This window comes from Pyrinomonas methylaliphatogenes, assembly GCF_000820845.2.
GTDB classification, from domain to species: domain Bacteria; phylum Acidobacteriota; class Blastocatellia; order Pyrinomonadales; family Pyrinomonadaceae; genus Pyrinomonas; species Pyrinomonas methylaliphatogenes.
The window spans coordinates 204,707-230,272 of record NZ_CBXV010000007.1 but is presented as its reverse complement, the minus strand read 5'-3'; the positions used below and the strand labels follow the sequence as shown (position 1 = coordinate 230,272).

At 60.1% G+C, this 25,566-nt stretch carries 34 protein-coding genes and 1 riboswitch; all 34 genes read right to left on the bottom strand.

Features of this window, described 5'->3' with window-relative positions; translation table 11 throughout:
• Positions 1–74 precede the first annotated feature (74 nt).
• On the bottom strand, positions 75–851 hold the full coding sequence (gene map / locus PYK22_RS10665; RefSeq protein ID WP_041977054.1) for a type I methionyl aminopeptidase: 777 nt from the start codon (positions 849–851) through the stop codon (positions 75–77).
• A 41-nt stretch (positions 852–892) separates the two neighbouring features.
• A complete protein-coding gene (locus PYK22_RS10660; protein ID WP_041977052.1) occupies positions 893–1,549 on the bottom strand; it encodes an adenylate kinase in 657 nt (218 codons plus the stop codon).
• Between the two features lie 52 nt (positions 1,550–1,601).
• Positions 1,602–3,023 (bottom strand): preprotein translocase subunit SecY, encoded by a 1,422-nt coding sequence (gene secY, locus PYK22_RS10655; protein WP_041977049.1) that lies wholly within the window; start codon positions 3,021–3,023, stop codon positions 1,602–1,604.
• Positions 3,024–3,160: 137 nt separating this feature from the next.
• The gene (rplO, locus tag PYK22_RS10650; protein ID WP_235789164.1) at positions 3,161–3,643 is read right to left on the bottom strand and encodes a 50S ribosomal protein L15; all 483 of its coding nucleotides are present in this window, start codon (positions 3,641–3,643) and stop codon (positions 3,161–3,163) included.
• Between the two features lie 8 nt (positions 3,644–3,651).
• Complete coding sequence (gene rpmD, locus PYK22_RS10645; protein ID WP_041977046.1) at positions 3,652–3,855, bottom strand: 50S ribosomal protein L30; 204 nt, start codon at positions 3,853–3,855, stop codon at positions 3,652–3,654.
• On the bottom strand, positions 3,852–4,361 hold the full coding sequence (gene rpsE, locus PYK22_RS10640; RefSeq protein ID WP_041977043.1) for a 30S ribosomal protein S5: 510 nt from the start codon (positions 4,359–4,361) through the stop codon (positions 3,852–3,854). Before rpsE ends, rpmD begins: the two co-directional genes overlap by 4 nt.
• A gap of 37 nt (positions 4,362–4,398) precedes the next feature.
• Positions 4,399–4,812, bottom strand: coding sequence for a 50S ribosomal protein L18 (gene rplR / locus PYK22_RS10635; protein ID WP_041977040.1), 414 nt, complete (start codon positions 4,810–4,812; stop codon positions 4,399–4,401).
• 60 nt (positions 4,813–4,872) lie between these two features.
• Entirely contained in the window at positions 4,873–5,436 is a 564-nt protein-coding gene (rplF, locus tag PYK22_RS10630) for a 50S ribosomal protein L6 (RefSeq protein WP_041977038.1), read from the bottom strand.
• Between the two features lie 31 nt (positions 5,437–5,467).
• A complete protein-coding gene (rpsH, locus tag PYK22_RS10625; protein ID WP_041977036.1) occupies positions 5,468–5,860 on the bottom strand; it encodes a 30S ribosomal protein S8 in 393 nt (130 codons plus the stop codon).
• A 31-nt stretch (positions 5,861–5,891) separates the two neighbouring features.
• Positions 5,892–6,077 carry a type Z 30S ribosomal protein S14 gene (locus tag PYK22_RS17315; protein WP_083437780.1) on the bottom strand — a complete coding sequence of 62 codons (186 nt, stop codon included), beginning with the start codon at positions 6,075–6,077 and terminating at the stop codon, positions 5,892–5,894.
• 9 nt (positions 6,078–6,086) lie between these two features.
• Positions 6,087–6,632 (bottom strand): 50S ribosomal protein L5, encoded by a 546-nt coding sequence (rplE, locus tag PYK22_RS10620; RefSeq protein ID WP_041977034.1) that lies wholly within the window; start codon positions 6,630–6,632, stop codon positions 6,087–6,089.
• Between the two features lie 66 nt (positions 6,633–6,698).
• A complete protein-coding gene (gene rplX, locus PYK22_RS10615; RefSeq protein ID WP_041977032.1) occupies positions 6,699–7,043 on the bottom strand; it encodes a 50S ribosomal protein L24 in 345 nt (114 codons plus the stop codon).
• Entirely contained in the window at positions 7,040–7,408 is a 369-nt protein-coding gene (gene rplN / locus PYK22_RS10610; protein WP_041977030.1) for a 50S ribosomal protein L14, read from the bottom strand. The genes rplX and rplN overlap by 4 nt, the downstream gene beginning before the upstream one ends.
• A 127-nt stretch (positions 7,409–7,535) precedes the next feature.
• Positions 7,536–7,874, bottom strand: coding sequence for a 30S ribosomal protein S17 (rpsQ, locus tag PYK22_RS10605; RefSeq protein ID WP_235789163.1), 339 nt, complete (start codon positions 7,872–7,874; stop codon positions 7,536–7,538).
• 24 nt (positions 7,875–7,898) lie between these two features.
• Positions 7,899–8,120: a 50S ribosomal protein L29 gene (gene rpmC, locus PYK22_RS10600; RefSeq protein WP_041977028.1), complete on the bottom strand. Its 222-nt coding sequence runs from the start codon at positions 8,118–8,120 to the stop codon at positions 7,899–7,901.
• The gene (gene rplP, locus PYK22_RS10595; protein ID WP_041977026.1) at positions 8,117–8,545 is read right to left on the bottom strand and encodes a 50S ribosomal protein L16; all 429 of its coding nucleotides are present in this window, start codon (positions 8,543–8,545) and stop codon (positions 8,117–8,119) included. The genes rpmC and rplP overlap by 4 nt, the downstream gene beginning before the upstream one ends.
• Before the next feature lie 50 nt (positions 8,546–8,595).
• Positions 8,596–9,333, bottom strand: coding sequence for a 30S ribosomal protein S3 (gene rpsC, locus PYK22_RS10590; RefSeq protein WP_041977023.1), 738 nt, complete (start codon positions 9,331–9,333; stop codon positions 8,596–8,598).
• Positions 9,334–9,349: 16 nt separating this feature from the next.
• Complete coding sequence (rplV, locus tag PYK22_RS10585; protein ID WP_041977021.1) at positions 9,350–9,769, bottom strand: 50S ribosomal protein L22; 420 nt, start codon at positions 9,767–9,769, stop codon at positions 9,350–9,352.
• A gap of 75 nt (positions 9,770–9,844) precedes the next feature.
• A complete protein-coding gene (gene rpsS, locus PYK22_RS10580; RefSeq protein WP_041977018.1) occupies positions 9,845–10,141 on the bottom strand; it encodes a 30S ribosomal protein S19 in 297 nt (98 codons plus the stop codon).
• A gap of 36 nt (positions 10,142–10,177) precedes the next feature.
• On the bottom strand, positions 10,178–11,008 hold the full coding sequence (gene rplB / locus PYK22_RS10575) for a 50S ribosomal protein L2 (RefSeq protein ID WP_041977015.1): 831 nt from the start codon (positions 11,006–11,008) through the stop codon (positions 10,178–10,180).
• 52 nt (positions 11,009–11,060) lie between these two features.
• Complete coding sequence (locus PYK22_RS10570; protein WP_041977013.1) at positions 11,061–11,366, bottom strand: 50S ribosomal protein L23; 306 nt, start codon at positions 11,364–11,366, stop codon at positions 11,061–11,063.
• Positions 11,367–11,369: 3 nt separating this feature from the next.
• Positions 11,370–12,026, bottom strand: a complete 657-nt coding sequence (gene rplD / locus PYK22_RS10565; RefSeq protein ID WP_041977010.1) for a 50S ribosomal protein L4 — start codon at positions 12,024–12,026, stop codon at positions 11,370–11,372.
• A gap of 44 nt (positions 12,027–12,070) precedes the next feature.
• The gene (gene rplC / locus PYK22_RS10560; RefSeq protein WP_041977327.1) at positions 12,071–12,727 is read right to left on the bottom strand and encodes a 50S ribosomal protein L3; all 657 of its coding nucleotides are present in this window, start codon (positions 12,725–12,727) and stop codon (positions 12,071–12,073) included.
• Between the two features lie 88 nt (positions 12,728–12,815).
• Positions 12,816–13,139 carry a 30S ribosomal protein S10 gene (gene rpsJ, locus PYK22_RS10555; RefSeq protein WP_041977008.1) on the bottom strand — a complete coding sequence of 108 codons (324 nt, stop codon included), beginning with the start codon at positions 13,137–13,139 and terminating at the stop codon, positions 12,816–12,818.
• A gap of 25 nt (positions 13,140–13,164) precedes the next feature.
• Entirely contained in the window at positions 13,165–14,352 is a 1,188-nt protein-coding gene (tuf, locus tag PYK22_RS10550; protein WP_041977007.1) for an elongation factor Tu, read from the bottom strand.
• Between the two features lie 56 nt (positions 14,353–14,408).
• Complete coding sequence (gene fusA / locus PYK22_RS10545) at positions 14,409–16,505, bottom strand: elongation factor G (protein ID WP_041977005.1); 2,097 nt, start codon at positions 16,503–16,505, stop codon at positions 14,409–14,411.
• A 59-nt stretch (positions 16,506–16,564) separates the two neighbouring features.
• A complete protein-coding gene (gene rpsG / locus PYK22_RS10540; RefSeq protein WP_041977003.1) occupies positions 16,565–17,035 on the bottom strand; it encodes a 30S ribosomal protein S7 in 471 nt (156 codons plus the stop codon).
• Between the two features lie 31 nt (positions 17,036–17,066).
• Positions 17,067–17,465, bottom strand: a complete 399-nt coding sequence (rpsL, locus tag PYK22_RS10535) for a 30S ribosomal protein S12 (RefSeq protein ID WP_041977001.1) — start codon at positions 17,463–17,465, stop codon at positions 17,067–17,069.
• A 474-nt stretch (positions 17,466–17,939) separates the two neighbouring features.
• Positions 17,940–18,755 (bottom strand): ABC transporter ATP-binding protein, encoded by an 816-nt coding sequence (locus tag PYK22_RS10530; RefSeq protein ID WP_041977325.1) that lies wholly within the window; start codon positions 18,753–18,755, stop codon positions 17,940–17,942.
• A 16-nt stretch (positions 18,756–18,771) separates the two neighbouring features.
• Positions 18,772–19,722 carry an ABC transporter substrate-binding protein gene (locus PYK22_RS10525; protein WP_083437779.1) on the bottom strand — a complete coding sequence of 317 codons (951 nt, stop codon included), beginning with the start codon at positions 19,720–19,722 and terminating at the stop codon, positions 18,772–18,774.
• On the bottom strand, positions 19,697–19,894 hold the full coding sequence (locus PYK22_RS10520; RefSeq protein ID WP_041976996.1) for a DUF5522 domain-containing protein: 198 nt from the start codon (positions 19,892–19,894) through the stop codon (positions 19,697–19,699). The genes PYK22_RS10525 and PYK22_RS10520 overlap by 26 nt, the downstream gene beginning before the upstream one ends.
• A gap of 113 nt (positions 19,895–20,007) precedes the next feature.
• Positions 20,008–22,428: a TonB-dependent receptor gene (locus tag PYK22_RS10515; RefSeq protein WP_162199840.1), complete on the bottom strand. Its 2,421-nt coding sequence runs from the start codon at positions 22,426–22,428 to the stop codon at positions 20,008–20,010.
• A gap of 231 nt (positions 22,429–22,659) precedes the next feature.
• Positions 22,660–22,862, bottom strand: a riboswitch (cobalamin riboswitch).
• 241 nt (positions 22,863–23,103) lie between these two features.
• Positions 23,104–24,192 (bottom strand): SH3 domain-containing protein, encoded by a 1,089-nt coding sequence (locus tag PYK22_RS10510; RefSeq protein WP_157770827.1) that lies wholly within the window; start codon positions 24,190–24,192, stop codon positions 23,104–23,106.
• Between the two features lie 32 nt (positions 24,193–24,224).
• Positions 24,225–25,487 carry a M61 family metallopeptidase gene (locus tag PYK22_RS10505; RefSeq protein ID WP_162199839.1) on the bottom strand — a complete coding sequence of 421 codons (1,263 nt, stop codon included), beginning with the start codon at positions 25,485–25,487 and terminating at the stop codon, positions 24,225–24,227.
• Between the last annotated feature and the right edge of the window lie 79 nt (positions 25,488–25,566).

Here is a 25,566-nt window from a genome sequence, read left to right as displayed (position 1 = left end):
GAAAATCTGTCGGTTGGCAAACTATGTATGCTAGCACAACGATTTTCGTTTTGCCAAATGGCGCGAAGCCTCCTTTAGTCTGCCACCAGGACGGCCTGTTTTTCTTCGACGAGCGTAAGTATTTCCGGTCCTTCTTCTGTGATCGCCACCGTATGTTCGGTGTGCGCGCTCGGCAAGCCATCGGCTGTCACGACTGTCCAGCCATCGGCCAGCGTTCGCGTCCTATAGGTCCCCATGTTGATCATCGGCTCGACGGCAAAGACGTATCCGGGCTTGATCTTAGGCCCCGTCCCTGGCGTCCCGTAGTTGGGGATCTGCGGCTCTTCGTGCATCCGTCGCCCTACGCCATGCCCGCAATATTCGCGCACCACCGAAAACCCATTGGCCTCAGCGTGTCGCTGCACGGCCCAGCCGATGTCGCCGACATGTTTGCCCGGATAACACTGTTCGATGGCCCGTTCCAAACATTCCTCCGCGACGCGGATCAATCTGAGCTTTTCGGCGCTCACGCGCCCAACCGGGAAAGTCCAGGCCGTATCGCCCACATACCCGTTCAGCGTTGTGCCGCAATCGATCGATAGGATATCCCCTTCACGCAATTTATAGTTCGATGGGAATCCATGAACGATCTGCTCGTTAACTGAAGTGCAGAGCGAGAAGGGGTAGCCGTGATACCCTTTGAAGGTCGGCACCCCGCCGGCATCGCGGATCAGCTTCTCCGCCATGCGATCCAGTTCAAGAGTGGTGACGCCGGGGACGATCATCCGCCGCAGTTCTTGAAGCACGAGGGCCGCCAACCGCCCCGCGGCGCGCATCTTTTCCAACTCCTTCTTCGACTTTGCGATTATCACTGTATCAACAAGACGCCGATTGCGCCATCATCCGTTGCCCATCAGGCCCCGTTGAGAACGATCCGCTCTATGTCCTTATAGATCTCCTCGGGCGCGCGCATGCCATCGACCCGATGCAGCCTCCCCGCAGCCTCATAGTAATCGATCAACGGGCGCGTCTGCTGTTCATACGTCTCCAACCGCACGCGCACTTTTTCGGGTACATCATCAGAACGATGGATGAGTTTCGCCTCCGGATGCAGATCGCACCGCTCATCGTTCCGCGGCGGCTTGAAATAGACGTTATAGATCTCCCCACACACCGGACACGTTCGCCGCCCGGTCATCCTCTTCTCCAAGATCTCCAATGGAACATCGACGAGGATGGCTGTGATCGCGTGCCCCTGCTCTTCGGCCAGCTTTTCGAGCATCTCGGCCTGCACCGTGGTGCGTGGGAATCCATCGAGGATGTAGCCATTTCGGCAATCCGGCCGGCCCGTCCGTTCGCGCACGACGCGCACCACTAAGTCATCCGAGATCAGGCGGCCCGAGGCTTGTACGGCGCGCACCTCCTCGGCCAGGGGCGAATCCTCTTGTGCGAGCGCGCGGAAGATATCTCCCGTCGCAATCTGCGGCAGACCGGTCCGCTCCTGAAGGAGGCGCGCTTGCGTCCCCTTGCCGGCGCCCGGCGCGCCCATGAGAACGATGATCTTCGCCATAAGAGCTAAACGCTTGCTGATCTTGCTCCCAACGTCCCGCGCGCGAGATCCATCACGGTCTTCGCCCGCGCATCGGTCTTCCGCCCGGCCCCATGAACCCTTCGTAGTTGCGCATGATGAGTTGCGCTTCGACCTGCGCCGCGGTATCCATCGCGACGCCGACAAGGATCAGCAACGAGGTTCCGCCGAAATAGAACTGATAGCCCATCCCGGTTGGGATCCATGACAATCCGGGCGTGGTGCTGAAGAAAGCATCGAGCGTCTGCCCGATCACAGGTAGCCGCCCGACCTTGAAACCGTTCAGCATCAACTGCGGGACGAAAGCGACGAACGCCAGATAGATCGCTCCAACCGTAGTGAGTCGCGTGACGATCGTATTCAGATACTCTGCGGTGCTCTTCCCAGGCCTGATCCCGGGGATAAATCCGCCATGCTTGCGCAGATTGTCCGCCACCTCTTCGACGTTGAAGATGATCGTGATGTAGAAGAAGGTGAAGAAGATGATGAGCGCCATGTAGAGCAGCTCGTAATACGGATCGCCGCCGTGAAACTGCTGGAAGAAGCTATGGATCCGACTCGCCCAAGATGTCGGGTTGTTCGGGTCATACGGCACGAATTGCAAGACGGTTTGCGGCATCGCTAAGACGGAAGCGGCGAAGATGACCGGGATGACGCCGCCCATGTTGATCTTGATGGGCAAATAGGTCTGCTGTCCGCCAAGCACTTGCCGCCCGATCTGTCGTCTGGCGTAGCTGATCGGCACTTTGCGCCGTGCCGATTCGATGAAGACGATGAACGCGATCAAAGCGACGAGGACGGCGACCATGACGATGACGCCGAGCGTCGCCAGCGTGTCGCCGCTGCGGACGCGCTCGAGGACCTGGGCCACACCGCGCGGCAAGCCGATCACGATCCCGACGAAGATGAGCAGCGAGATCCCATTGCCGACGCCACGTTCGGTGATCTGCTCGCCCAACCACATGACGAAGATCGTGCCCGTCGTCAGCGTCAAGATCGTGCTCAACATGAACCCCCATCCGGGATCGCCGACCCCATTGATCTGCAACCAGCGCGCGACGAACGTCGTCTGCAAAGCGCACAGACCGACCGTCAGATAGCGCGTGTACTGATTGATCTTCTGCCGCCCCATCTCGCCTTCTTCTTGCAGTTTCTTCAACTGCGGCGAGACGACGGTCATCAACTGTAAGATGATCGAAGAAGTGATATAAGGCGTCACGCCGAGCGCGAAGATCGAGATCGTGCGGAAATTCCCCCCTGAAAAGAGATCGAGCACGCCGAGCAGGGTCATTCCGACCTCGCCCCATAACATCTCGAGGCGCTCCTTGTTGATGCCCGGCGCCGTGATGTGTGCGCCCAACCGATAGACGGCGAGCATGGCCAACGTGAACACGATCCGCTTGCGCAGATCGGGCACGTTCATCATGTTCCGGATGGCATTAAGGAATTTCTCCATACGGCTGCCCCTCTTTCGCGCGAAAGCGCGAGATCGAGTCTGGGCTGATTATCGCAGATGGCCTCACCACAAGAGAAGGGCGGCGAAGAGACGTTCCTTTGCCTCCCCCTCGCCCTTACGATTTACAGCGCGACCGCTCAGCTCGAACTTTCGCCGCCGCCCGTCGTTCGTTCGATGATAGTCACCGCGCCGCCCGCCGCCTCTATCTTTTGGCGCGCGCTCGCCGTAAAACGATGGGCCGAGACGCGGAGCGGTTTCGTCACCTCGCCATTGCCCAAAACGACGACATCGCGCTTCGCTTTTTTGATGAGGCCGCGTTGATGCAGGATCTCGGGCGTGATCTCCGCATTGGCCTCGAAGTTCCGGTCCAGTACGGAGAGGTTCACCTCGACCCATTCGCGCTTGAAGGCGTTATTGAACCCGCGCTTCGGCAAACGCCGTTGCAACGGCATCTGGCCGCCCTCGAACCCTCTCCGCAAACGATAGCCGGAGCGCGATTTCTGCCCCTTGTTGCCGCGCCCGGCGGTCTTCCCCAACCCTGAACCGGGCCCGCGCCCGAGGCGTTTCTTCTTGTGCGTCGCGCCTTCGGGAGCACGCAGATTGTTTAGACCGATAGCCATCCTTAACCTCACTCCACGATTCGCAATAGATGCGGCACCTTGGCAATCGCTCCGCGAATAGCGGGCGTGTCAGGCTGTTCGATGATCTGATTGAGTTTGGTAAAGCCCATGCTGCGAATGATCCGCTTCTGATGTTTCGAGCGCCCGATCGCGCTCCGGTAATATTGCACGCGGATCTTCCTGACCGGATCTTGGCGACGCTCTTCGCTCATAGAAGCTCCTCCAGCTGCTTGCCGCGCAACCGCGCCACATCGACCGGATCTTTGATCTGAAGCAGGCCATCGAAAGTAGCGCGCACGACGTTGTGCGGATTGGTCGAACCGAGAACCTTGGTGCGCACATCGCGCACGCCAGCGGCGCGCATGATCGCGCGCACCGCTCCGCCGGCGATAATGCCCGCGCCCTCTTCAGCCGGTTTGAGAAGAACGCGCCCGGCTCCGTGCTCGCCGATGACCTCATGCGGCAGAGTGTTCCCAGCCAGCGGCACGCGGATCAGATTCTTTTTCGCCGCTTCGATCGCCTTCTTGATCGCGATCGGGACTTCGCGCGCTTTGCCGGTCCCGAAACCGACATGGCCAGCCCCGTCACCGACGACGACGAGCGCGGCGAAACTCAGGTTCTTACCGCCCTTGACCACTTTGGTCACGCGGTTGATCGAGATGACCTCGTCTTGCAGATTGAGCCCTTCCGGTGAAATCTTCTGTCTCGGTCTTCGCATGATCGATTCCAAGATCTTTTACAGAATCGCTCCCCCATCAAGCGGCCTCGGCCTGCGGCTTCTCGCGCCGCTCACGCCGCTTCTCATCCTTATTTAACCCCGCCTCGCGCGCCGCATCCGCCAGCGCCTTGACGCGCCCGTGATAGCGATAGCCGCCGCGATCGAAGACGACCCGTTCGATCCCCTTGGCAAGCGCACGCTCGGCGATCAGTCGCCCGACGGCGCGTGCCGCGTCGATCTTGCCCGCGCCGTTCAACTTGCCGCGCAATTCCGGATCGAGCGTCGAGGCCGCCGCGAGCGTTCGCCCCTCGTCATCGTTGATGATCTGCGCGTAGATATGCTTCGCGCTGCGAAAGATCGCCAAGCGCGGACGCTCCGCTGTGCCACGCACGCGACGCCGTATACGCCGGTGTATAGCTTCGCGTATCTCTGCTCGAGTCTTTTTCGCCATCTCCGACTTCCCTTATGAAAATTCTAGTTCGCTCTTCCAGTCTCACCACAGACGCACGGCTCACTTGCCCGACTTCTTGCCCTGTTTGAGTTTCAACGGCACGTCGGCGTAGCGCACTCCCTTCCCCTTGTAAGCATCGGGCTTGCGCAAGCGGTGCATCTCGGCAGCCACCTGACCGAGCTTCTGTTTGTCGATCCCGCTCAGAATGAGCGTCACTTGATACTGCGGGATCGATTGCTTCGCTTGCACGCGCTCGGTCTTGACATCGATCCCATCCGGCAATCTGTATTCGATCGGGTGCGAGTAACCGAGCGAGAAGACGACCGTTCGCCCTTGCACGTCAGCTTTGTAACCGACGCCAACGATATCGAGCTCTTTGGTGAACCCTTGCGTGACGCCGATCACGGCGTTATTCGCCAGCGCGCGTGCCAACCCATGCTGTGCGGCGTACTGGTCCGATTCCCGTTCCGCGCGCAATTGCCCATCCTCGAGCACGAAACGGATGCCCGGCGGGATGGGCGTCACGAGCGTCCCTTTCGGCCCCTTGACCTCCAACTCGCGCTCGCGGATGGTGACCGTCACGTTGTTTGGGATCGGGATCGGCTTCTTTCCTATCCTTGACATCGCTCCACCCTCACATAGATCCTTTGCGGCTTCAGTAGACCTTCGCCAACAGTTCGCCGCCGACGTTCTCGCGCCGGGCGCGTTTTCCCGTCATCACGCCGCGCGGCGTGGAGATGATGCTGATGCCGTAACCGCCGAGAACCCGCGGGATCTCACGCGCGCCGACGTAGACGCGCCGCCCCGGACGGGAAACGCGCTCGAGATGCGAGATCGAAGAGACGCCGCGCGTGTCGTAACGCAAGAAGATGCGAATGACGCGGCGCGCCCCCTCGCCCTTGACGACGAAGTTGTTGATGTACCCTTCCTCTTTGAGAATCCTGGCGATCTCTAACTTCAGTTTAGAAGCCGGAATATCGACGCGCGAATGGCCTGCGGCGATCGCATTGCGCATCCGCGTCAGCATATCGGCGATCGGATCCGTCATCGTTGATTCACCCCGATATAAGCTCGCTTGACTACCAACTCGACTTGATCACGCCGGGGATCTGCCCCTGCAAAGCTAATTGCCGGAAACAGATGCGGCACAGCTTGAATCGCCGCAAGTACCCACGTGGCCGTCCGCAACGCTCGCACCGCGAATGGGCGCGAACGGCGAATTTAGGGCGACGTTTTGCCTTAACGATTTTCGATAGCTTAGCCATACCTCTCTCTCATTGCTGCCGAAACGGCATGCCCAATCCGCGAAGCAGCGCGCGCGCTAGATCATCGTTGCGCGCCGTCGTCACGATCGAGATGTTCATGCCGCGCAGCTTATCAACCTTATTGAAATCTATCTCGGGAAAGATCAGCTGTTCGCGTATGCCGAGCGTGTAGTTACCGCGCCCATCGAAGGAGTTAGGAGAAACGCCGCGGAAATCGCGCACGCGCGGCAGCGCGATGGAGATCAAACGATCGAGAAACTCATACATCCGATCGCCGCGCAGCGTGACCATCGCGCCGATCGGCATCCCCTTGCGGAGCTTGAACGCGGCGATCGATTTTTTGGCGCGCGTGATCACGGGCTTCTGCCCAGTGATCGCGGCCAACTCCTCAACCGCCGTATCCAGAATCTTCACATTCTGCGTCGCTTCACCTAACCCCATGTTGATGACGATCTTCTCAAGGCGCGGGATCGCCATCGGGTTCTTGATCCCGAACTCTTTGGCCAGAGCCGGAGCGACTTCATTCTTGTACTTCTCTTTCAACCTCGGTACCATCGTTCAATCGCCTCACTAAGAATCGTTCGGGTCTCGCCTGATGATCGGCGTTTCCGAACCTCGCGCTCAAGCCTTATCGAGCGCGGCGCCGCTGCGTACGGCGATGCGCGTCTTCGTTCCATCCTCATTGATCTGGTAACGGACGCGCGTCGGTTTCCCCGTTTCCGGATCGATCAGTTGAACATTTGAGATGTCTATCAACGCCTCTTTCTCGATGATCCCGCCGCCGCGCCCTGTTGCGCGATTGGCGCGTTCGTGCCGTTTGACGATGGCGATGCCTTCGACGCGCACTTTGCCTTTATCGGGCAAGACTTCGAGCACGCGCCCGCGCTTATTGCGATCGCGCCCGGCGATGACGATCACCTGATCGCCCTTCTTGATCTTGCACCGCCGCGTGCCTCGCTTGCTCATATCACCTCCGGAGCCAGACTGACGATCTTCATGAAGTTCTTATCGCGCAGCTCGCGCGCCACGGGACCGAATACGCGCGTCCCGATCGGCGTGCCGTCGTCTTTGATGAGCACGGCGGCGTTTTGATCGAAGCGGATGTAGGTGCCATCCTTGCGGCGCACCTCTTTGCGCGTGCGCACGATGACGGCCGAATAGACGTTCCCTTTCTTTGCGACGCCATCGGGCGCAGCCTCCTTCACCGTGACCTTGATCTTGTCGCCGAGGCTCGCCGTGCGCCCGGTCGCGCCGCCGATCGGGCGAATCATCTCGACGCGACGCGCGCCGGAATTGTCGGCCACCTCCAAAGATGTGTGCATTTGAATCATGGCTGCTTCACTCCATCCAGCATGGTGTCAGTCTATAGAGCAGTTCCCCACCGCGCCGTGAGCTGAACATGTCGCTCGCCCCCTCGGGGGATCAAAAGCCTCAACGGAATCCTTCCGACCCGTCCCCTCACTTCTCCGCTTTCTGTAGGATCTCCACGACGCGCCACCGCTTACGGCGCGAGAGCGGGCGCGTTTCGACGATGCGCACCTTATCGCCCATGGCGGCACCTTTGTCATTGTGCGCCATGAACTTCGATCTGCGCCGCACATATCGACGATACTTCGGATGTTTGACGAGCCGATCCACCTGCACGACGACCGTCTTCTCCATCTTATCTGAGGTGACGATGCCGATCCTTTCGACACGCCGCCCCCGCTTCTTCGCAGTCGTCATCTGTCCGGCGGATGACGGCTCCGCCTGACCCATCCCTTCCACGTTCATCTCCTGTTCGCTCATCTCTGCCATCTTCGCGAGAACCTCCCGCGCCCCTTAGGCGGCGCTCTTCTGTCGCTTCAACTCACGCTCGCGAAGCAACGTCTGCACGCGCGCTAATGTCTTCTTCTCTTGACGAATGCGTTTGACGGCGTCGAGCTCTCCGAGCGCAAGTTTGAATCGCAAGCGAAAGAGCGACTCTTTGAGTCGCGCGGCCTCTTCGCGCAACTGTTCGTCGGTCATTTCGCGCAACTGATTCAACTCCTCACGTCGTTTCATAACGCCCCTTTCTCCTGTTCAGCGCGGGTGACGAATCGCGTCTTGATCGGCAGTTTCTGTGCCGCCAGTCGCATCGCTTCGCGCGCCATCTCCTCGCTTACGCCCTCGATCTCGTAAAGGATGCGCCCCGGTTTGACGACCGCGACCCATCCTTCGGGCGCGCCCTTGCCTTTCCCCATGCGCGTCTCCGCCGGCTTCTTCGTCACCGGCTTATCCGGAAAGATGCGAATCCAGATCTTCCCGCCGCGCTTGACATAGCGCGTGATGGCGATTCGCGCCGCCTCGATTTGACGATTGGTGATCCACGCCGGTTCCAACGCTTTCAATCCGTATTCGCCGAAACTGATCTGGTTCCCGCGCGTCGCTTCGCCCTTCATGCGCCCGCGCATCTGTTTGCGGTGCTTCACCTTCTTCGGCATCAACATAGCGCTCTACTCTCCGCTTAACGATTCAGGTGCAGTGCAATTTCGATCGCTCACGCCCGTTCGCCGCGCGGGCGACGTTCCCCCTCGCGTCGGCGTCCGCGCCTTTCTCCGCGCGTTTCGGTCAACGGATCGGTGTTCGTGCCGCGCGCCATCGCCGCTTTCGGATCGAGGATCTCGCCGCGATTGATCCAGACCTTGACGCCGATGACGCCGTATGTCGTGTAGGCCTCCGCGAAACCGTAGTCGATGTCTGCGCGCAACGTGTGCAATGGGAGTCGCCCTTCCAAATACCATTCGCTGCGCGCGATCTCGGCCCCGTTCAACCGACCGCTGACCATCACCTTGACGCCCTCGGCGCCGAAGCGCAAGGACTCCTCGACGACCTTGCGCATGGCCCGGCGGAAGGCGACGCGCTTTTCGAGTTGCGCGGCGATCTTCTCCGCCTGAAGCTGAGCGTTCAACTCAGGGCGTCGGATCTCTTGGATCGAGATGAGAACCTCGCGCCCGGTCTTACGCCCGATCTCCTCCTTGAGCTTTTCGATCTCGGCGCCTTTGCGTCCGATGATGATGCCGGGGCGCGCCGTATAGATGATGAGCTTCATGCGATTGGCCGCGCGTTCGATGTCCACGTGTGAGACGGCTGCGCCCGCAAAGCGCTCCTTCAACTCCTTCTTCAGCTTCAGATCTTCGATCAGAAGATCGCCGAAGTTGCGCTTGGCGAACCAGTGCGAATGCCAATCCTTGTTATACCCGAGACGAAATCCGTATGGATGAACTTTCTGACCCACTTCCTTCGCTCCCTCTTCACTCCTCTTGGTTTCCGGTCGCAGCCTCTGGCGCTTTCGCCCGTCTCGTTGCCTTCTCGCTGCGCTCCTCGGTCGAAAGGAGCAACGTGATATGGCAATAGTGGCGTCGCTCGCGGTAAGCGCGCCCATGCGGAGCTGGACGGATGCGATAACGTCGCTTGGTCGGCCCTTGATCTACGTATGCGGCCTTGATCCACAGCTCGTCTGGATCGATCGCGATGTTGTCTCTCTCCGCCAACTCCGTCGCGTTGGCGATCGCCGACCGTAAACATTTCTCCACGGTCCGCGCCGCGCGTTTGTTCGCATAGCGCAAGATAGCCAACGCCTCATTGACGTTCTTGCCACGGATCAGGTCAACGACAAGCCGCGTCTTCTGCGGCGATCCACGTTGATATCTGGCTCTTGCTATCGCTTCCATACCGCACTCCACAACCTTCGCGGTCAGCCCGCCGAAGCGCCCGTTTCGACGCTTTGCGTTACCGCGCGTGCCATCCTACTTCTTTCCGACCCTCGCCGACTTTTCGGCCTTCGTTCCCGGATGCCCCTTGAAGGTGCGCGTCGGCGCAAATTCCCCCAGCTTGTGGCCCACCATATTCTCCGTCACATAGACCGGGATGTGCCTCTTCCCGTTGTGCACGGCGAAGGTGAGGCCAACCATCTCGGGCGTGATGGTCGAGCGCCGCGACCAAGTCTTGATCGCTGGCGGTCGTTGCCCGCTCTCACGCGCCTGCTGCACCTTCTTCAACAGGTGCTCATCGACGAAAGGTCCTTTTTTGACCGAACGTGCCATAAATCTTCCGTTCCGCTTCGCTCAAGTTACGGAGAACTACTTCGCCCTTCGATCGCGCACGATCCATTTTTGCGTGCGTTTATTGCGCCGCGTCTTGTAGCCGCGCGTCGGCTGTCCCCAAGGGGTCACGGGGTGCCGTCCGCCGCTCGTGCGCCCCTCGCCGCCGCCGTGCGGATGATCCACCGGGTTCATCGCCACGCCGCGGACGTGCGGGCGAATCCCTTTCCAGCGCGAGCGCCCGGCTTTGCCCAAACTTTCGTTCTCGTGCTCAACGTTGCCCACTTGGCCGATGGTGGCCATGCAATCGACCGATACCAAGCGGATCTCGCCCGATGGCATGCGGATCTGCGCGTAATCCCCTTCTTTAGCGAGAAGTTGCGCGAACGATCCGGCGGCGCGCACGAGCTGCCCGCCCTTGCCGGGGCGCAGTTCGATGTTGTGAATCTGCGTGCCGAGCGGAATATTACGGATCGGCAATGCGTTGCCCGGCAAGATGTCAGCATCGGGCCCGCTCATCACCATCTTCCCGACCTCCAACCCGACCGGAGCGAGGATGTAACGCTTCTCGCCATCCAAGTAGGTGATAAGCGCGATGTGGGCCGAGCGGTTCGGATCGTACTCGATCTGCGTGACGCGCCCGGGGATGCCGATCTTGTCGCGCTTGAAATCGATGATGCGATAGAAGCGCTTGTGCCCGCCGCCGCGCCGCCGGACGGTGATGTGCCCGTAATTGTTGCGCCCCGAGATGCGCTTCTTCGGCACGAGCAGAGACTTTTCCGGCTCCGCCCCGGGCGTCAACTCATCGCGCGTCAGATAGGTTTGATAACGTCGCGCTGGCGATGTCGGTGTCAGTTTTTTGATGCCCATAATGCACCCCGTACGGTTTTCGGAAGATCAAGGGCCGAGCTCTCTGAGCCCCCTAGACCATCTCGCCGTAATCGACCGGTTTCTCTCCAGCCTTCAAAGTCACGTAAGCCTTCTTCCAGGCTGGACGCCGCCCCTCGAAGCGTCCGCGCCGCGTCACCTTGCCCCGGCAGTTGATCGTGCGCACCTTCTCGACTTTGACGCCGAAGATGCGCTCGACAGCTTCCTTGATCTCCGGCTTGGTCGCGCGGCGATCGACGCGGAAAGTGAGCAATTGGCGCCCACCTTGCGCCTCCTCTTTGGCGACGAGCGCCTTCTCCGTGATGACCGGCGCTTTGATGATGTCCCAGATGGTCCGCATCTCTTACGCCTCCTTCTGGCTAACGCTCCTTTCAGGATCGAGCCGCTGCGCCAATCTCTCGGCGGCAGCGCGCGAGATCAGCAACTTTTCGTGATAGAGCACGTCATAGATGTTCACCTCGTCGCTCTCGACGACTTTGACGCGCTCGACGTTACGCGCCGCCAAGATGAGATTGCGGTTATCCTTTGAATCGACGATGAGCGCCTTGCTTCCGTCCACGCCAAGAGTCGCCATCGCGCGCACGAACTCCTTGGTCTTCGGCTGATCCAACGAGAAGCTGTCGATCACGATCAGATTGCCTTCGCGAAGACGCTCCGATAACGCCGAGCGCAGCGCGCCGCGCCGCATCTTCTTCGGCAGCGCGTAAGACCAATCGCGCGGTTGCGGTCCGTGGACGTTGCCGCCACCCTTCCACAGCGGCGAGCGGATCGAGCCGACGCGCGCCCGCCCCGTCCCTTTCTGCCGCCAAAGCTTACGCCCGGAACCGGAAACGTCGCCGCGCGTCTTCGTCGCGACCGTCCCCGCGCGCTTATTGGCGAGGAAGTTGCGCACCGCAGCGTAGATCAACGCCTCGTTTAGCTCGACGCCGAAGACCTCATCGGGAAGCTCGACCTCCCCGACCTCCTCGTTCTTCAGATTGCGCACCTTTACGGTTGGCATAAATCAAACTCCGCCTCAATTCGACGAGCCCGCTTTGGATCGGCTCAGCGCTTCGTTTTGGTCGACTTCTTGATGATGACGACACTGCCGTTTGCGCCGGGCACGGCGCCGCGCACCAAGAGCAAGTTCCGCTCCGCATCGACGCGCACCACCGTCAACCCTTTGACCGTCACGCGCCGATCCCCCATGTGCCCGGCAGCGCGCGTCCCCTTCAGAACGCGCGAGGGGAAAGCCGATGCGCCTATCGATCCCGGCGCCCGCACATTCATCGAACCATGCGATTCGGGGCCGCGATTGAAACCATGCCGCTTGACCGTCCCGGCAAAACCGCGCCCTTTGCTCCGCCCCGTGACATCGACGATCTCGCCGTCCTTGAACTGATCGACGGAGACCTTATCGCCCACTTTGATATCATCAGGCGAATGCTCCAGTCGAATCTCTTTGAGTACGCGCGTCGGCGGCACACCGCCACCCGTCTTCTCGAAGTGGCCGCGCATGGGTTTGTTGACCCGCTTCAACTTGATTGGCCGATCCTCGACCAACCCGAGTTGGACGGCGTTATATCCATCCGGCCCAGCCGCCGACTTCTTCTGTACGACGACGCACGGGCCGGCCTTGATCACTGTCACCGGAGTGACCGTCCCGTCGGGCGCGAAGATCTGCGTCATCCCAAGTTTTCTGCCGATGATGCCGTTGATCATCTTGAACCTCAACAACTGGTGATCGGAGGTAATAGGCGAGGGGCGATAGGTTGCCGCCAGAGTTCATCGCCTATCACCAGCCGCCAATCTATCTTTCCCTGCCGAACGCTTTGATCTCGACGTCAACGCCTGCCGGAAGATCCAGTTTCATCAGCGCGTCCACGGTCTGTGGCGTCGGATCGAGGATATCCACGAGACGCTTGTGCGTGCGAATTTCGAACTGCTCGCGCGATTTCTTGTCAACATGGGGCGACCGCAGGACCGTGTACCGGTTCTTCACCGTCGGGAGCGGTATAGGCCCCGCCACACGCGCCCCGGTCCGCTTGGCCGTCTCCACGATCTCGGACGCCGACTGGTCCAGCAAGCGGTGATCGTAAGCCTTGAGTCTGATCCTTATCTTCTCGTTCAGCATGGTCCTATTTCAGCGCTCCAAACCTCTATTCCAGTATTTCGGTGACGGTGCCAGCTCCAACCGTCCGCCCACCTTCCCGAATCGCAAACCGTAACCCCTTCTCCAACGCCACTGGCGTGATCAACTCCACCTCCAAATTCACATTGTCCCCGGGCATCACCATCTCCACCCCCTCAGGCAACTTCACCACCCCAGTCACATCCGTCGTCCGAAAATAAAACTGCGGCCGATACCCACTGAAAAACGGCGTGTGCCGACCCCCCTCCTCCTTCGTCAATACATACGTCTCGGCCCGAAACCGCACATGCGGCGTGATCGTCCCAGGCTTGGCAATCACCTGCCCACGCTCCACATCCCGCCGCTCTACACCCCGCAACAACAACCCTACGTTGTCACCTGCAACCCCCTCGTCCAACAGCTTCCGAAACATCTCGATCCCGGTCACCACCGTCTGCCGCGTCGGACGCAAACCCACAATCTCCACCGGCTCGTTCAACCTTATCCGCCCGCGCTCGATCCGCCCGGTCGCCACCGTCCCGCGCCCCTGTATCGTAAAGATGTCCTCGATCGGCATCAAAAACGGCTTGTCCACATCCCGCTCAGGCGTCGGTATGTAGTTGTCTACGGCCTCCATCAACTCCAACACCGTCTGCTCCCACTTCTCCTCCCCATTCAACGCCCCTAACGCCGACCCACGAATCACCGGCACCTCGTCACCAGGAAAATCATACTGACTCAATAACTCCCGCACCTCCAACTCCACCAAATCCAATAACTCCGCATCATCCACCGCATCCACCTTGTTCATAAAGACCACCATCGCCGGCACCCCCACCTGCCGCGCCAACAATATGTGCTCCCGCGTCTGCGGCATCGGCCCATCTGTCGCCGCCACCACAAGAATCGCCCCATCCATCTGCGCCGCACCCGTAATCATGTTCTTCACATAATCCGCATGCCCAGGACAATCCACATGCGCATAATGCCGCTTCTCCGTCTCATACTCCACATGCGCCGTCGCTATCGTGATCCCCCGCTGCCGCTCCTCCGGCGCATTGTCGATCGTCTCAAACGACCGATACTGCACACGCGGATTCCTCTTCGATAACACCCGCGTGATCGCCGCCGTTAACGTCGTCTTCCCATGATCCACATGCCCTATCGTCCCTATGTTCACATGCGGCTTCGTCCGATCAAACCTCTCTTTGCTCATATTCCCTTCTCCATCTTCACCAAGATTTTCTCATCAAACCTCAGATCTCTAGTCGATCATTTGGCCACCCCTTGCACGCGCGCGATGACCTCATCAGCGATCTGCTTGGGCGCTTGCTCATAGCGCTCGAAGTGCATGGTCGAGGTGGCGCGCCCCTGCGTGAGCGACCGAAGATCGGTCGTGTAGCCGAACATCTCGGCGAGCGGCACGAGCGCCGTGATCACCTGCACGCCGCCGGGCCGCGCTTCCATCTTCTCGATGCGACCGCGACGCGACATCAAGTCGCCGTTGACCGCCCCCATGTACTCTTCGGGCGTGACGATCTCGACGCGCATGATCGGTTCCAGCAGGACCGGGGCGGCCTTCTTCACCGCGTCTTGGAACGCAAGACTGCCGGCGATATGGAACGAACGCTCGTCCGAATCGACTTCGTGGTACGAACCGAAGACGAGCTTGACTTTGATATCGACCATCTCGTAGCCAGCCAAGTAACCGCGTTCCATAGCATCGCGGATCCCCTCTTCGGTCGGCTTGATGAACTCCTTCGGAATGACGCCGCCGGTGATCAGGTTCTCGAAGACGAACCCCTGCCCCGGAGCCGGTTCGATCTCGATCTCGACGTGACCGTACTGACCGCGCCCGCCCGTTTGCCGCTTATAGATCGCCTTGCCTTGCGCCGGCTGCGTGATCGTTTCGCGGTAGGCGACCTGCGGCTGTCCGACGTTCGCTTCGACGCCGAATTCGCGGCGCATGCGATCGACGATGATCTCCAGATGCAACTCGCCCATGCCGGCGATGATCGTCTGGCCGGTCTCCTGATCGGTCGAGACGTTGAAGGATGGGTCTTCCTGCGCCAGACGTTGCAACGCCGTGCTCAACTTATCTTGGTCGGCGCGCGTCTTCGGTTCGACCGCGACGCGGATGACCGGCGTCGGGAACTCCATCGCTTCGAGCACGATCGGATGGGCTTCGTCGCAGATGGTGTCGCCCGTCGTTACGTTCTTCATCCCACCGATGGCGACGATCTCGCCTGCGCTCGCCTCCTCTATGTCCTCGCGCTTGTTGGCGTGCATGCGCATCAAGCGTCCGACGCGCTCTTTCGAATCCTTGGTCGAGTTGTAGACATATGTCCCCGCGCTGATCTTGCCGCTATAGATGCGCACGTAGGAGAGCTGCCCGAGATGCCGATCGGTCATGATCTTGAAGACCAAACCGCTGAACGGCGCGTTCTCATCAGCCGGACGGGTTTCCTTCTCTCCTGTTTTCGGGTTGGTGCCTTCGACTGGCGGGATGTCGAGCGGGCTGGGCAGATAATCGACGACGGCATCGAGCAGCGGTTGCACGCCTTTATTCTTGAAGGCGGCGCCGCCCAAAACGGGCACGAGCTTCTGCTCGATGGTTCCGCGCCGCAGCGCCGCGCGGATCTCATCTTCGGTGATCTCCTCGCCCTCCAAGTACTTGACCATCAAGTCGTCGTCAATGCTGGCGACCGCTTCGAGGAGCTTCTCGCGCGCGGCGGCAGCCTCTTCTTTGAGTTCCTCAGGGATGTCGATCACCACGTACTCGGCCCCTTTGGTCTCATCCTTCCAGACGAGGCCGCGCATGCCGATCAGATCGACGACGCCGCGAAACTCATCCTCAAGGCCGATTGGGATCTGGATGGGGACGGGATTGGCCCCGAGCCGATTGACGATCGACTCGACCGAACGGGTGAACGAAGCTCCAGCGCGATCCAACTTGTTGATGAAGCAGATGCGCGGGACGCGGTATTTGTCCGCCTGCCGCCAAACCGTTTCAGATTGCGGCTCGACGCCCGCGACGCCGTCGAAGACGGCAACGGCACCATCGAGCACGCGCAAGGAGCGTTCGACCTCCATCGTGAAGTCCACGTGGCCCGGCGTGTCGATGATGTTGATGCGGTACTCTTGACCGAACCGACGCCAAAAGCAGGTCGTCGCGGCGCTCGTGATCGTAATGCCGCGCTCCTGCTCCTGCGGCATCCAGTCCATGGTCGCCGTGCCCTCGTGCACCTCGCCGAGCTTGTGCGAAACGCCCGTGTAGTACAGGATGCGCTCGGTGGTCGTCGTCTTTCCGGCATCGATGTGCGCCATGATGCCGATGTTGCGAAATCTCTTTAAATCGTGCTTAGGCATAACTCTCTGATATCAGGCGATGTGTTGTGGGCGACGAAGATGATCGCCCTTTACACCTATCACCATCTGTAATGCGCGAAAGCTTTGTTCGCTTCCGCCATGCGATGCGTATCTTCCTTCTTCTTCACGGCGCCGCCGCGATTATTCGCCGCATCGATCAACTCCGCCGCCAAACGTTCGACCATCGTCTTTTCGCCGCGGTTGCGCGCCGCTTGAATGATCCAACGGATGGCCAAACTGCCGCGCCGCTCGGTCGGCACTTCGACCGGCACCTGATAGGTCGAACCGCCGACGCGGCGCGATTTGACTTCCACGGTCGGACGGACGTTGTCCACAGCCCGTTTGAACAGTTTAAGCGGATCTTCGCCAGTCTTTTCCGCGACGCGATTGAGCGCCGTGTAAAAGATCCTCTCCGACAAAGACTTCTTCCCGTCCCACATCATGCAGTTGATGAACTTGGTCACCAACGGGCTGTTGTAGATGGGATCGGGCGGAACCTCGCGTCTTTCAACGATCCTTCGTCTCGGCATAGTCCCTTTACTCGCCTTTAAAACCCACCCTTTATTTCTTGGCCGCTGGCGCAGCGCCCGCCTTCGGACGCTTGGTGCCGTACTTCGAACGCCCTTGCTTACGGTTGGCCACCCCCGCTGCATCGAGCGTCCCGCGAATGACGTGGTAGCGCACGCCCGGCAGGTCCTTGACGCGCCCGCCGCGGATGAGCACGATCGAGTGCTCTTGAAGGTTATGCCCTTCGCCCGGGATGTAGGTCGTCACCTCGATCCCATTGGTCAGGCGAACGCGCGCCACCTTGCGCAGCGCCGAATTCGGCTTCTTCGGCGTCTGCGTGTAGACGCGCGTGCAGACGCCGCGTTTTTGTGGATTCCCCTGCAGCGCCGGGCTGGCCGTCTTATACTTAACCTTCTGACGCCCCTTGCGAACTAATTGACTGATCGTCGGCACGACTCTCTTCTCCCCTTCTCATCCTAGCAAAAGCGCAAACTCACCCCGCTCACCTGCTTCTTGTCGGACCCCTCATCCGCACAAGACAAGCTTCGCGGCGCGCTTCCGAAAAAGCCTCTAAGAAGACCCGAAATTCGAGGGAGTTCTGATGTCGCTCTCTTGGCGGGTGCGGATCCTGGCTCCCTTCTAGCCCGACTTATCTGTGGCGTCGCACGCTCTAGGAGAGATCTCCACTTTATCGCGAGCTCCTACGCCCCAGTTTCGCGCAAGAGCCTTTACGCCACAATAACCGTCAACCACGCGACATCGGCGCCAATCGTCGCCGATGTCGAGCAACGCCTCCGCACCGACAGAACCTCTTCGACGTTGCCTTTTGCTGATACGAAAGCTTTGGACGTTGCAGTCCAAAGGGCGAAATATACACAGCGCCTCTTTCTCTGTCAAGCGAGGTTGAGGGGATTTTTCTCCGGTGGCCTATTGATCTTCGGACCAGACGAAAAGATGTCCGCCGCTCAGGCTAACTCGTATGCGCTCGTCGTCGTAAACGTCGCGCAGAACGTCATCGCGCAAGACTTCCGCTGGCGCGCCGACCGCGACGATCGCTCCGCAACGCATGGCGCAGACCTGATCGAATCTGGCGTCGAGCAGTTGCAGATCGTGCGTGACGACGAGCGCCGTCAATCCCCTCTCATCGCGCAATCGACGCAGATGGCGCATGAGCGCGGCGCGATGCTTCAGATCGAGCGAGGATGACGGCTCATCGAGCAACAAGCACTCCGGTTCCTGTGCCAGCGCGCGCGCCAACATGACCATCTGCCGCTCGCCGCCAGAAAGCTCGGTCATTCGCCGCTCAGCCAAATGCGCCGCCTCGACCGCGGCCAATGCATCGAGAGCGAGGCGACGGTCGCGCTCGCTTTCGAAACGGAATCGTGGCGTATACGGACTACGCCCAGTCAGGACCACTTCGAGCGCCGTGAACGGGAAGACTGTGCGCATAGTCTGCGGCACGTAGGCGATGTACCGAGCGCGCAAGCGTCCGTCCATTTCGTAAAGATCCGCCCCCTTAAAAGACACTGTGCCGCGTTGTGGGCGAAGCAATCCGCAGAGCAACTTAATCAGCGTCGATTTGCCCGATCCGTTCGCGCCGATGAGCGCTGAGACCGTCCCACGCATTAACCGTAGCGAGGCTCCACAAACGACACAGGGCCCTTTAGGGTAAGCGAAGTAGAGCGAGCGCGCTTCCATCAGCGTGCCCGGATCGAGGTCATCTCGCCTTCGTTCACCGCTCATCTTCAGATTCAAAGCGCTAACTGCGAGCGTCTGGCGCGGCGCTCGCTTTGAAGACTTCCGGATGAATGATCTCAGCAAAAAGGCGCGCCGTCGCTCCGACGAATTGAGACGGATGGAGCACGGACGGATCGCGGATCGGGTGGACGCGCTCTTCGCGCACGGCCTTCAACTGCGGCAACTCCGCTTTCCAGACGGCGACGGGGTCTTCGGCAAATCGCCCTTGCGCCCCTTGTACCATGTCGATGATCACATCCGGATCGAGCGCAACGACAGCCTCTTTCGATATTCGTCCGTAGCCGATGCCCGCGGGCGGCGCAACAGGCTCGCCGCCCGCGATCTTGATCAGATCACAAAGGAAGCTTCCCTCGGTAGCGGCGTAAAGATCGCGCAACGTCCCCGGCACGCGATCAACGATGCAGAGGACGCGCGGGCGATTCAATCCGCGCGCCCTCTGACTGATCTCCTCCAGCGCCGCGCGCGTTTGCGCGATGAGTCTTTCCGCCTCGGCATGATTTCCGGTTGCCTCTCCGATCAGACGCATCGCCGTGAAAGCATCTTCGAGCGTCTGCCCGGGCACGGCAAGCGTTTTGATTCCCAAACCTTCCAGGCGATCACGCACAAACGGCGCTTGTGCCTCTGTGACGATGACCAGATCAGGTTGTAACGATGCGATGCGTTCAACGTTCGGATTGGACCATCCACCGACACGCGGCAAGCGCTCGACTTCCGGCGGATATTGGCAATAGTCCGAGACGGCGACGACGCGGTCGAAAGCGCCGATGCCGTAAAGTATCTCGGTGATGCTCGGGCTCAAGGAGATGATGCGCCGCGGACGTTGCGCCACATGATTCAACGCGGCGCGTTGACAGCAGAGCGATAGAACCGAGAAAGACAGGGCGAGCGCTAGGAGTCGGGCGAGCGCGGCGCGAGCGATGGGGGGTTCATCCGTTTTGCGACCGCAGATCATCCCGCTCCGCCTCTTCCCTCGCCGTAAGCGCAGCTTCGTCACCGTATGGACAATGGCGACAGTTATTCCCGCAACAATAGCCGCGCTTCAAGTGAAAGCGCGCCGTAAAGACCATCACCGAACCCTCCCAGTAGTAATCCTCGCCTTCGATGAGTGTAGACCTTCGTTCCATCTGTCTGCGACGCTGCCCTCGATTCTGCTTCGCAAGCGGCGTTGGTTGAAAGGTGTAAACCTTCGTTCCACTTGTTTGCGACGCTGCTCTTGACGAAGTCTATTCCGCTCCCCTCAGAAACTGAGGCTGGCTCCGGCGCGCGCCGTTCGTCCCGGCGTGCGGAAACCGCTCTCGTAGTTGTCGCGATCTAATAAGTTCTCGATCACGCCGAAGAGGCGCAGCATCTTCCGCTCGGAGAGTGGCACAGCGTAGTTGGCGACGAGATCGGCTTTTACCAACGGGCGGAAACGGTAGACGCGACTCGTAAACGAATTCGGATCGTAGATCGGCGCCAGATAACTGCTCGTCGCTGCCAGATCGAAGTTCAAGGTCAGGCGCCGCGCAAAACGTTGCGTCACGAGCACGTTGAACTGATGCGCAGGGATGACCAAAGAGCGGATGACGCCGCTGCCGGCAACCTGCGGCGTTCGCTGGATGCTGTTCGTGTACGTGTAAGCCGCAGAGATGCTGAGAGAGCGCGCGACAGATGTTTCGGCGCTCAGTTCGACGCCGCGCGCGATTCCGCCCGGGCGATTCAAGTATCCGCCGAAACGTCCGAAAGGATCCGTCGCTGGGTTGATCGCTCCCGAAAAGTCGAACTCGATCGTCTCCTGCAAGCGCGTGTAGAAATAGGTCGCCGAAGCTCTGATCCGCGAAGAGAGGAATGTCTGGTCCAAACCGCCATCGACCGAGATGGATCTTTCGGGCCGAAGCCGCGGATCGCCATACACCGAATAACCGAAGAAGCTGCTGAAGGAAGCGCCGAACCGTTCATAAAGCGACGGCGCACGATAGCCGTTGCCGACATGCGCGCGCAGTTTCGTCCCCGTCGAACGGAACACGTAGGCGATGGCGCCATCGCCCGTATAAGCGTTCGGCGGAGCCTCGAAGGCGATGTTCTGATAAGGCGCGCGCGCTATCGGCTCGAATCTCGGGCGCTCGAGAGAAAAGAACTGCGCGCGGAAAGCGAGCAGAAGTTGCAACTGATCGTCGAGAAGACGAAATTGGTCTTGCGCGTAAAAGGCGTGACTGCGCTCGGTCACATCGACGGCGAAGTTATCCGCCGGATTCACCTGAAACGAGCTGTTCCTGAAATTCTCGCTCTCGAACTCGTAACCAGCGATGACGAAGTTGCTCTTCGATGGGCGCCAATCCGCGCGCGCATCGAACGTGTGAATCAACCCATCGTAATCGGAGCGCGTGTTTCCTCTTGGTTCGAACGGCGATACGCCCGCCGGTCCATCGCGATAGATGCGCCGCGTGTCGAGCGCTTGATAGGCGAGCGCGACGCCCAAGCCATCACGCAAACGCGCCGTCAAGCGCATGGCGCCGCTCAAGAACCGCTGAGCTTGCGAGTTGTCCGGATCGTCGGCTTGCGGGATGAAGTTCGCCGTGCCGATCTGAAGTTGCGAGATCGGCGTGCCCGCCTCATAACGCCGAAGCTCCGCCAGCGAAAGCGGCACGGCTTCGATGATACCGTTCGGCGGAAGAGCGCCGACGGCCTGCGGGCTTTCGTTCAACTGCAAGAATGAATCTGCCGCATACAGGCGTGCGCTCAGCGTCACGTTCGGCGTAAATCGCACTTGTGCGCGCCCTTGCGCGCTCGTATTCCGCGCTCGATCATCGCGATCGAGTCCGCGCATGATATTCAGGTGGCCGATCCCGAAGCTGTAGATCAACCTATCATCACCGCTCCCACCGGCAAACTGCGCGCGGCTGCGGAAGAGGCCGAGCGAACCGCCTTCGGCTAGCAGTTCGCCACGCATCGGCCCGCCGCCATCATCCGTCATGATCTGCACGACGCCCCCGATGGCATTCGTCCCGTAGATGGATGATCCAGAGCCGCGCAAGACTTCGACGCGGCTTACGTCCGTCACCAACAGATCGCTCAAGAAGGTCGTCGCATCGGCCTGCGGGGATGAGGGATCGCGCAAACGAAAGCCATCGAGCAACACAGCCGTATCTTGATTGCGCAGACCGCGGATCTTGATCGAAGTCAACGCGCCGGGCGTGCCGAGTTGCTGCACGCGAAGTCCGGGCAGCCGGCGTAAGGCCTCCGCGATGAAGATCTCGTCTCGCTCCTCGAGCTCTTGCCGGTCCACCACGCTGACCGATTTCGCCACCTCGTCGATCGTTTGTGCGGCATCTGTCGCGCTGACGATGACGCTAGCGCTCACCCCGGCGGGCTCAAGCTTGACATCCAGAGTCGTATCTCCGCTGAGGCTCACCGTGCGCGTCGCGCGCGCGAACCCCGCGGCCTCGACTTCAAGCAAATACTCGCCCGAAGCCAATCCGCGAAAGACATAGGCCCCAGCCTCGTTTGTAACCGTCGCAAGGCTGACGGAACGATCGCGCGCGTAGAGCGTGACTAAAGCTCCAGCGATGCTCGCGCCTTGCGCGTCCAAGATGCGCCCGTCGAGGCGAGCCGCGCTCTGCGCCGAAACGATCGTCGAACCGATGGTCAAAGAGAACATGAGAATGATCGATCTCGCCACTAGCTTCATGTCAACCTCGGAGACTGATTTGGAAGAATGGTGCACTCGAGCGAAGGGGATAGAAAGGTGTGGCAAGAAGAAAGCCCTCGACTTCCGGATGGAAGACGAGGGCCGTGCGCAAAAGAGGTCAAGACTGCCAATCGCTCTCTTCTCGCCGACGCCACTCGCTCTGTTCCCGGAGCGTAGCGGTCGCCCTCCGTTCGAGCGCGCGAATCGCTTCACATCTTTCGCTCGCACGCCCAAATGCAGGCAAGGTTTCCTGACTCCCGGCTCGAACGCATCGCTTCACGGCCTTCCCCGCTCTCCAGCGCGAGTGACCATTAGAACGGAAGCGCTGCATCGCCGGTTACAGTGGCGGGCACCGTGTGGGTTTTCCACCCACTTCCCTTGAACCTGCAACGGCCAGTTGAAACGCCTTCAACTGGAGGCGATCAAAACGTTCAAAGAGCCGTAATTCCACCTGCTGAAGGGCGGAGAATCTACCACTTGGGCGCAGAGACCGTCAAGTCATTCGATGGCGCGTCGAATGATGAGCCCAAAGCTTTATGCCAGATCGCTTCTATCTGGGACAGAGCTAATCACACCACCGCTCGACTCGAACCAAAGCTTTATGCCAGATCGCTTCCATCCCACAATCTAGTAAAGGCTCGATCTATACCGAAGATCAAAATCACTTCATCGCCGCCGAACCTCACTGGGCGGCTCGACGCGGATCAGACCGCGTTCATCGCGTCGCACGCGATAGCGAACCTCTCTTATCTGCCCGTCGCTGCCTTGTATGCGCACGCTGAAGGTCTTTTCGCTGCCGCTCCTTTCGACGCGAAGCGGCAAAAAGCCGCGCACGTCGCCGCTTCGATACGCGATGTAGTGCTCTTGTTTATCGGCATCGTATCCGAGCACGAGGATGCGATCGAAATCCGGATCGGTCGGTCTAGGCGGACCACCGGCGCCGCTTCTTTCCAGAATAACCCAACTACCTGGGCGCGCGTCATCAGGAATCGCCCCTCTCGCGTCGTTGCTCGCAACGGCTCCATCATCGAGCCTTTGCCAAGCGACGAATTCACGCCCCGTGCGGTAGAAGATGATGTCGCTCGGGACAGCCAATTCAACCTGTTTCCCGTAGATCCAGCCAGCAGGAGCCGGAGAGACCGAAGGATCCAACCGCACCTTGTACCAAAGCTCATACTCCTCTTCTGGCCCAACCTGTTCATCCTCTCTGCGCGGCGCGCGCCGCGGTGCAGCGCTCTTCGGCACGTCATCCGTCTCTTCGGTCTCGGCAGTTTTAGGTTTGGGCGTGTATTTCCAACCGACTATTTCGAAATGGGCGCCGCTTTCCAAACGCATCAAAATGTTGTCATCACTACTACGATCGGGCGATAGCCGCAGATTGCTCGCCGCGCGAAGCTGGCCGACGGCTTGCGCTGGAGTATTCTGATCCTCTTGGGCGAGTTTGCGCGATAGATCGATCATCTCTTGCAACACGACGTAACGCGCTTCGATCCAACCTTCGGTTTGATCCAGATCGTGCGCCCGCACGCGATACCACCGTTCGCCGTTCTCCGCCGTCGTCTCATCAAGAATGTCGAGCACGGCACCGCGCTCGACGGCCAGAAGATCGGCGGCCACAACAGCCGTGGAGCTTCTGATTTGCGCGCGCCTGGCGATGACGATCCCCGTATCTCTCCTGCCGGAGATCGACCCACAAGCGCAAAGCGCCGACAACAACAGACAACCGATAATTCGCCGTAGGCGACGCACCATCATCGGAATTGAACCAAGCCTTCCATTCGCTTCCTTCAAAACTCTCTCCGACGTTCCCGCTTCCGCGGTGAAACATCTGCGCGCGGATTGTAACCGAGTTCGCGCCATAACTCCCGCTGGCTCGATGAGAGTTCATCGCTGAGCATCAAACGCACGCGCCCATTCATCGCCTCGGTTCGCAACCCGAATGGCGCGACCAATTCAGCTAGGGAGATCACGGCTGGCCGTTCGATGAATCGCGCAACGATGTCCGCCATCATCCCATCGACGCGCAGGATCTCTAAAGCAGCTTCGTTCCCATCCGCCGCCGTCCCAGATGCCTCCTCCATCCCGTAACGGCGGAAGAGACGCCGATAGAGTTCGTCGAGCGTCAGCCGATTCTTCGTTCGCTGTCGCAGCATCAGGTCGTAAAGGAAAGCGATCAGCATCCCCTTGTTGTAAAGGAGCGCGTTCGTCCCAGCCCAACGACGCTTAGACGCTTCGACGAGCGATTGACGCCCATCATCGCCCGAAGAGAGGTAAGCATTATAGGCGCGTTCGAGCGCGCGCAGGTAATCCTGAAAGGTGAGCAACTCGACCCGTTGTGCGATGCGCATCGCTTGATAGAGCGTGAAGCCCTCGTAAAACCAAGCGTATTCGCCCGTCAAGCCGAGTCCGTTCGGCACCCATAGATGGAAGAGTTCATGGGCGAGCGAGACGGCAAACGAAGGCAAAACCAGCGGGGAGCGATCAGCGCGCGCTAAGAAGATAACCGTCCCGCCGAGCGTCTCCGCGCTCCAGCGTTGGGCGCTGTCCGCGGCGGGGAAAGGGGCGACCGAAACGAGGGCGTTTGCGCGCGGCCTCGCTCCGAAAGCCTTCTCCTGCGCCTCGATGACGCGCGCTAACTGGTCCGCCAACTCATCGTCTCTGAACGGCCATGTTCCGGCGATCACGAGCGAAAGGCGCATCCCCTTGACTCTGCGTTCGACGAGCCGCTCCCCGACACCGAGCACGAACACCGCCTCTCGAACCCGTTCGACCTCGAATGCGCCATCCCGTTCCCGCTCGGTCGAAAAGACCTGCCAACCGATAGGGAGCGAAAGATCGATCTTCGCTCGTTCGATATTCGTCGGCAGGAGATCGTCGAGGATCAACAGACCGTGCTCTGCCGTCAACCATGAAAGATGAGCGGCGTTCTCGGGTGGCCCCATCGGCTTCAATCGCACTTCGTACTCGAACCTTCTGGCCGGGCGCTCCGCGCGATATTCGCCCGCCGCGAGCCGACGTGCGCCGATCTCCTCTCCATCATCACTTCGCAACCTGAATCCGCCTACCCTTTCGGCGATTCCCCCAATCCCGGCGCGCGCTTGGCGAAAAGACCAATCAGTAACCGCACGG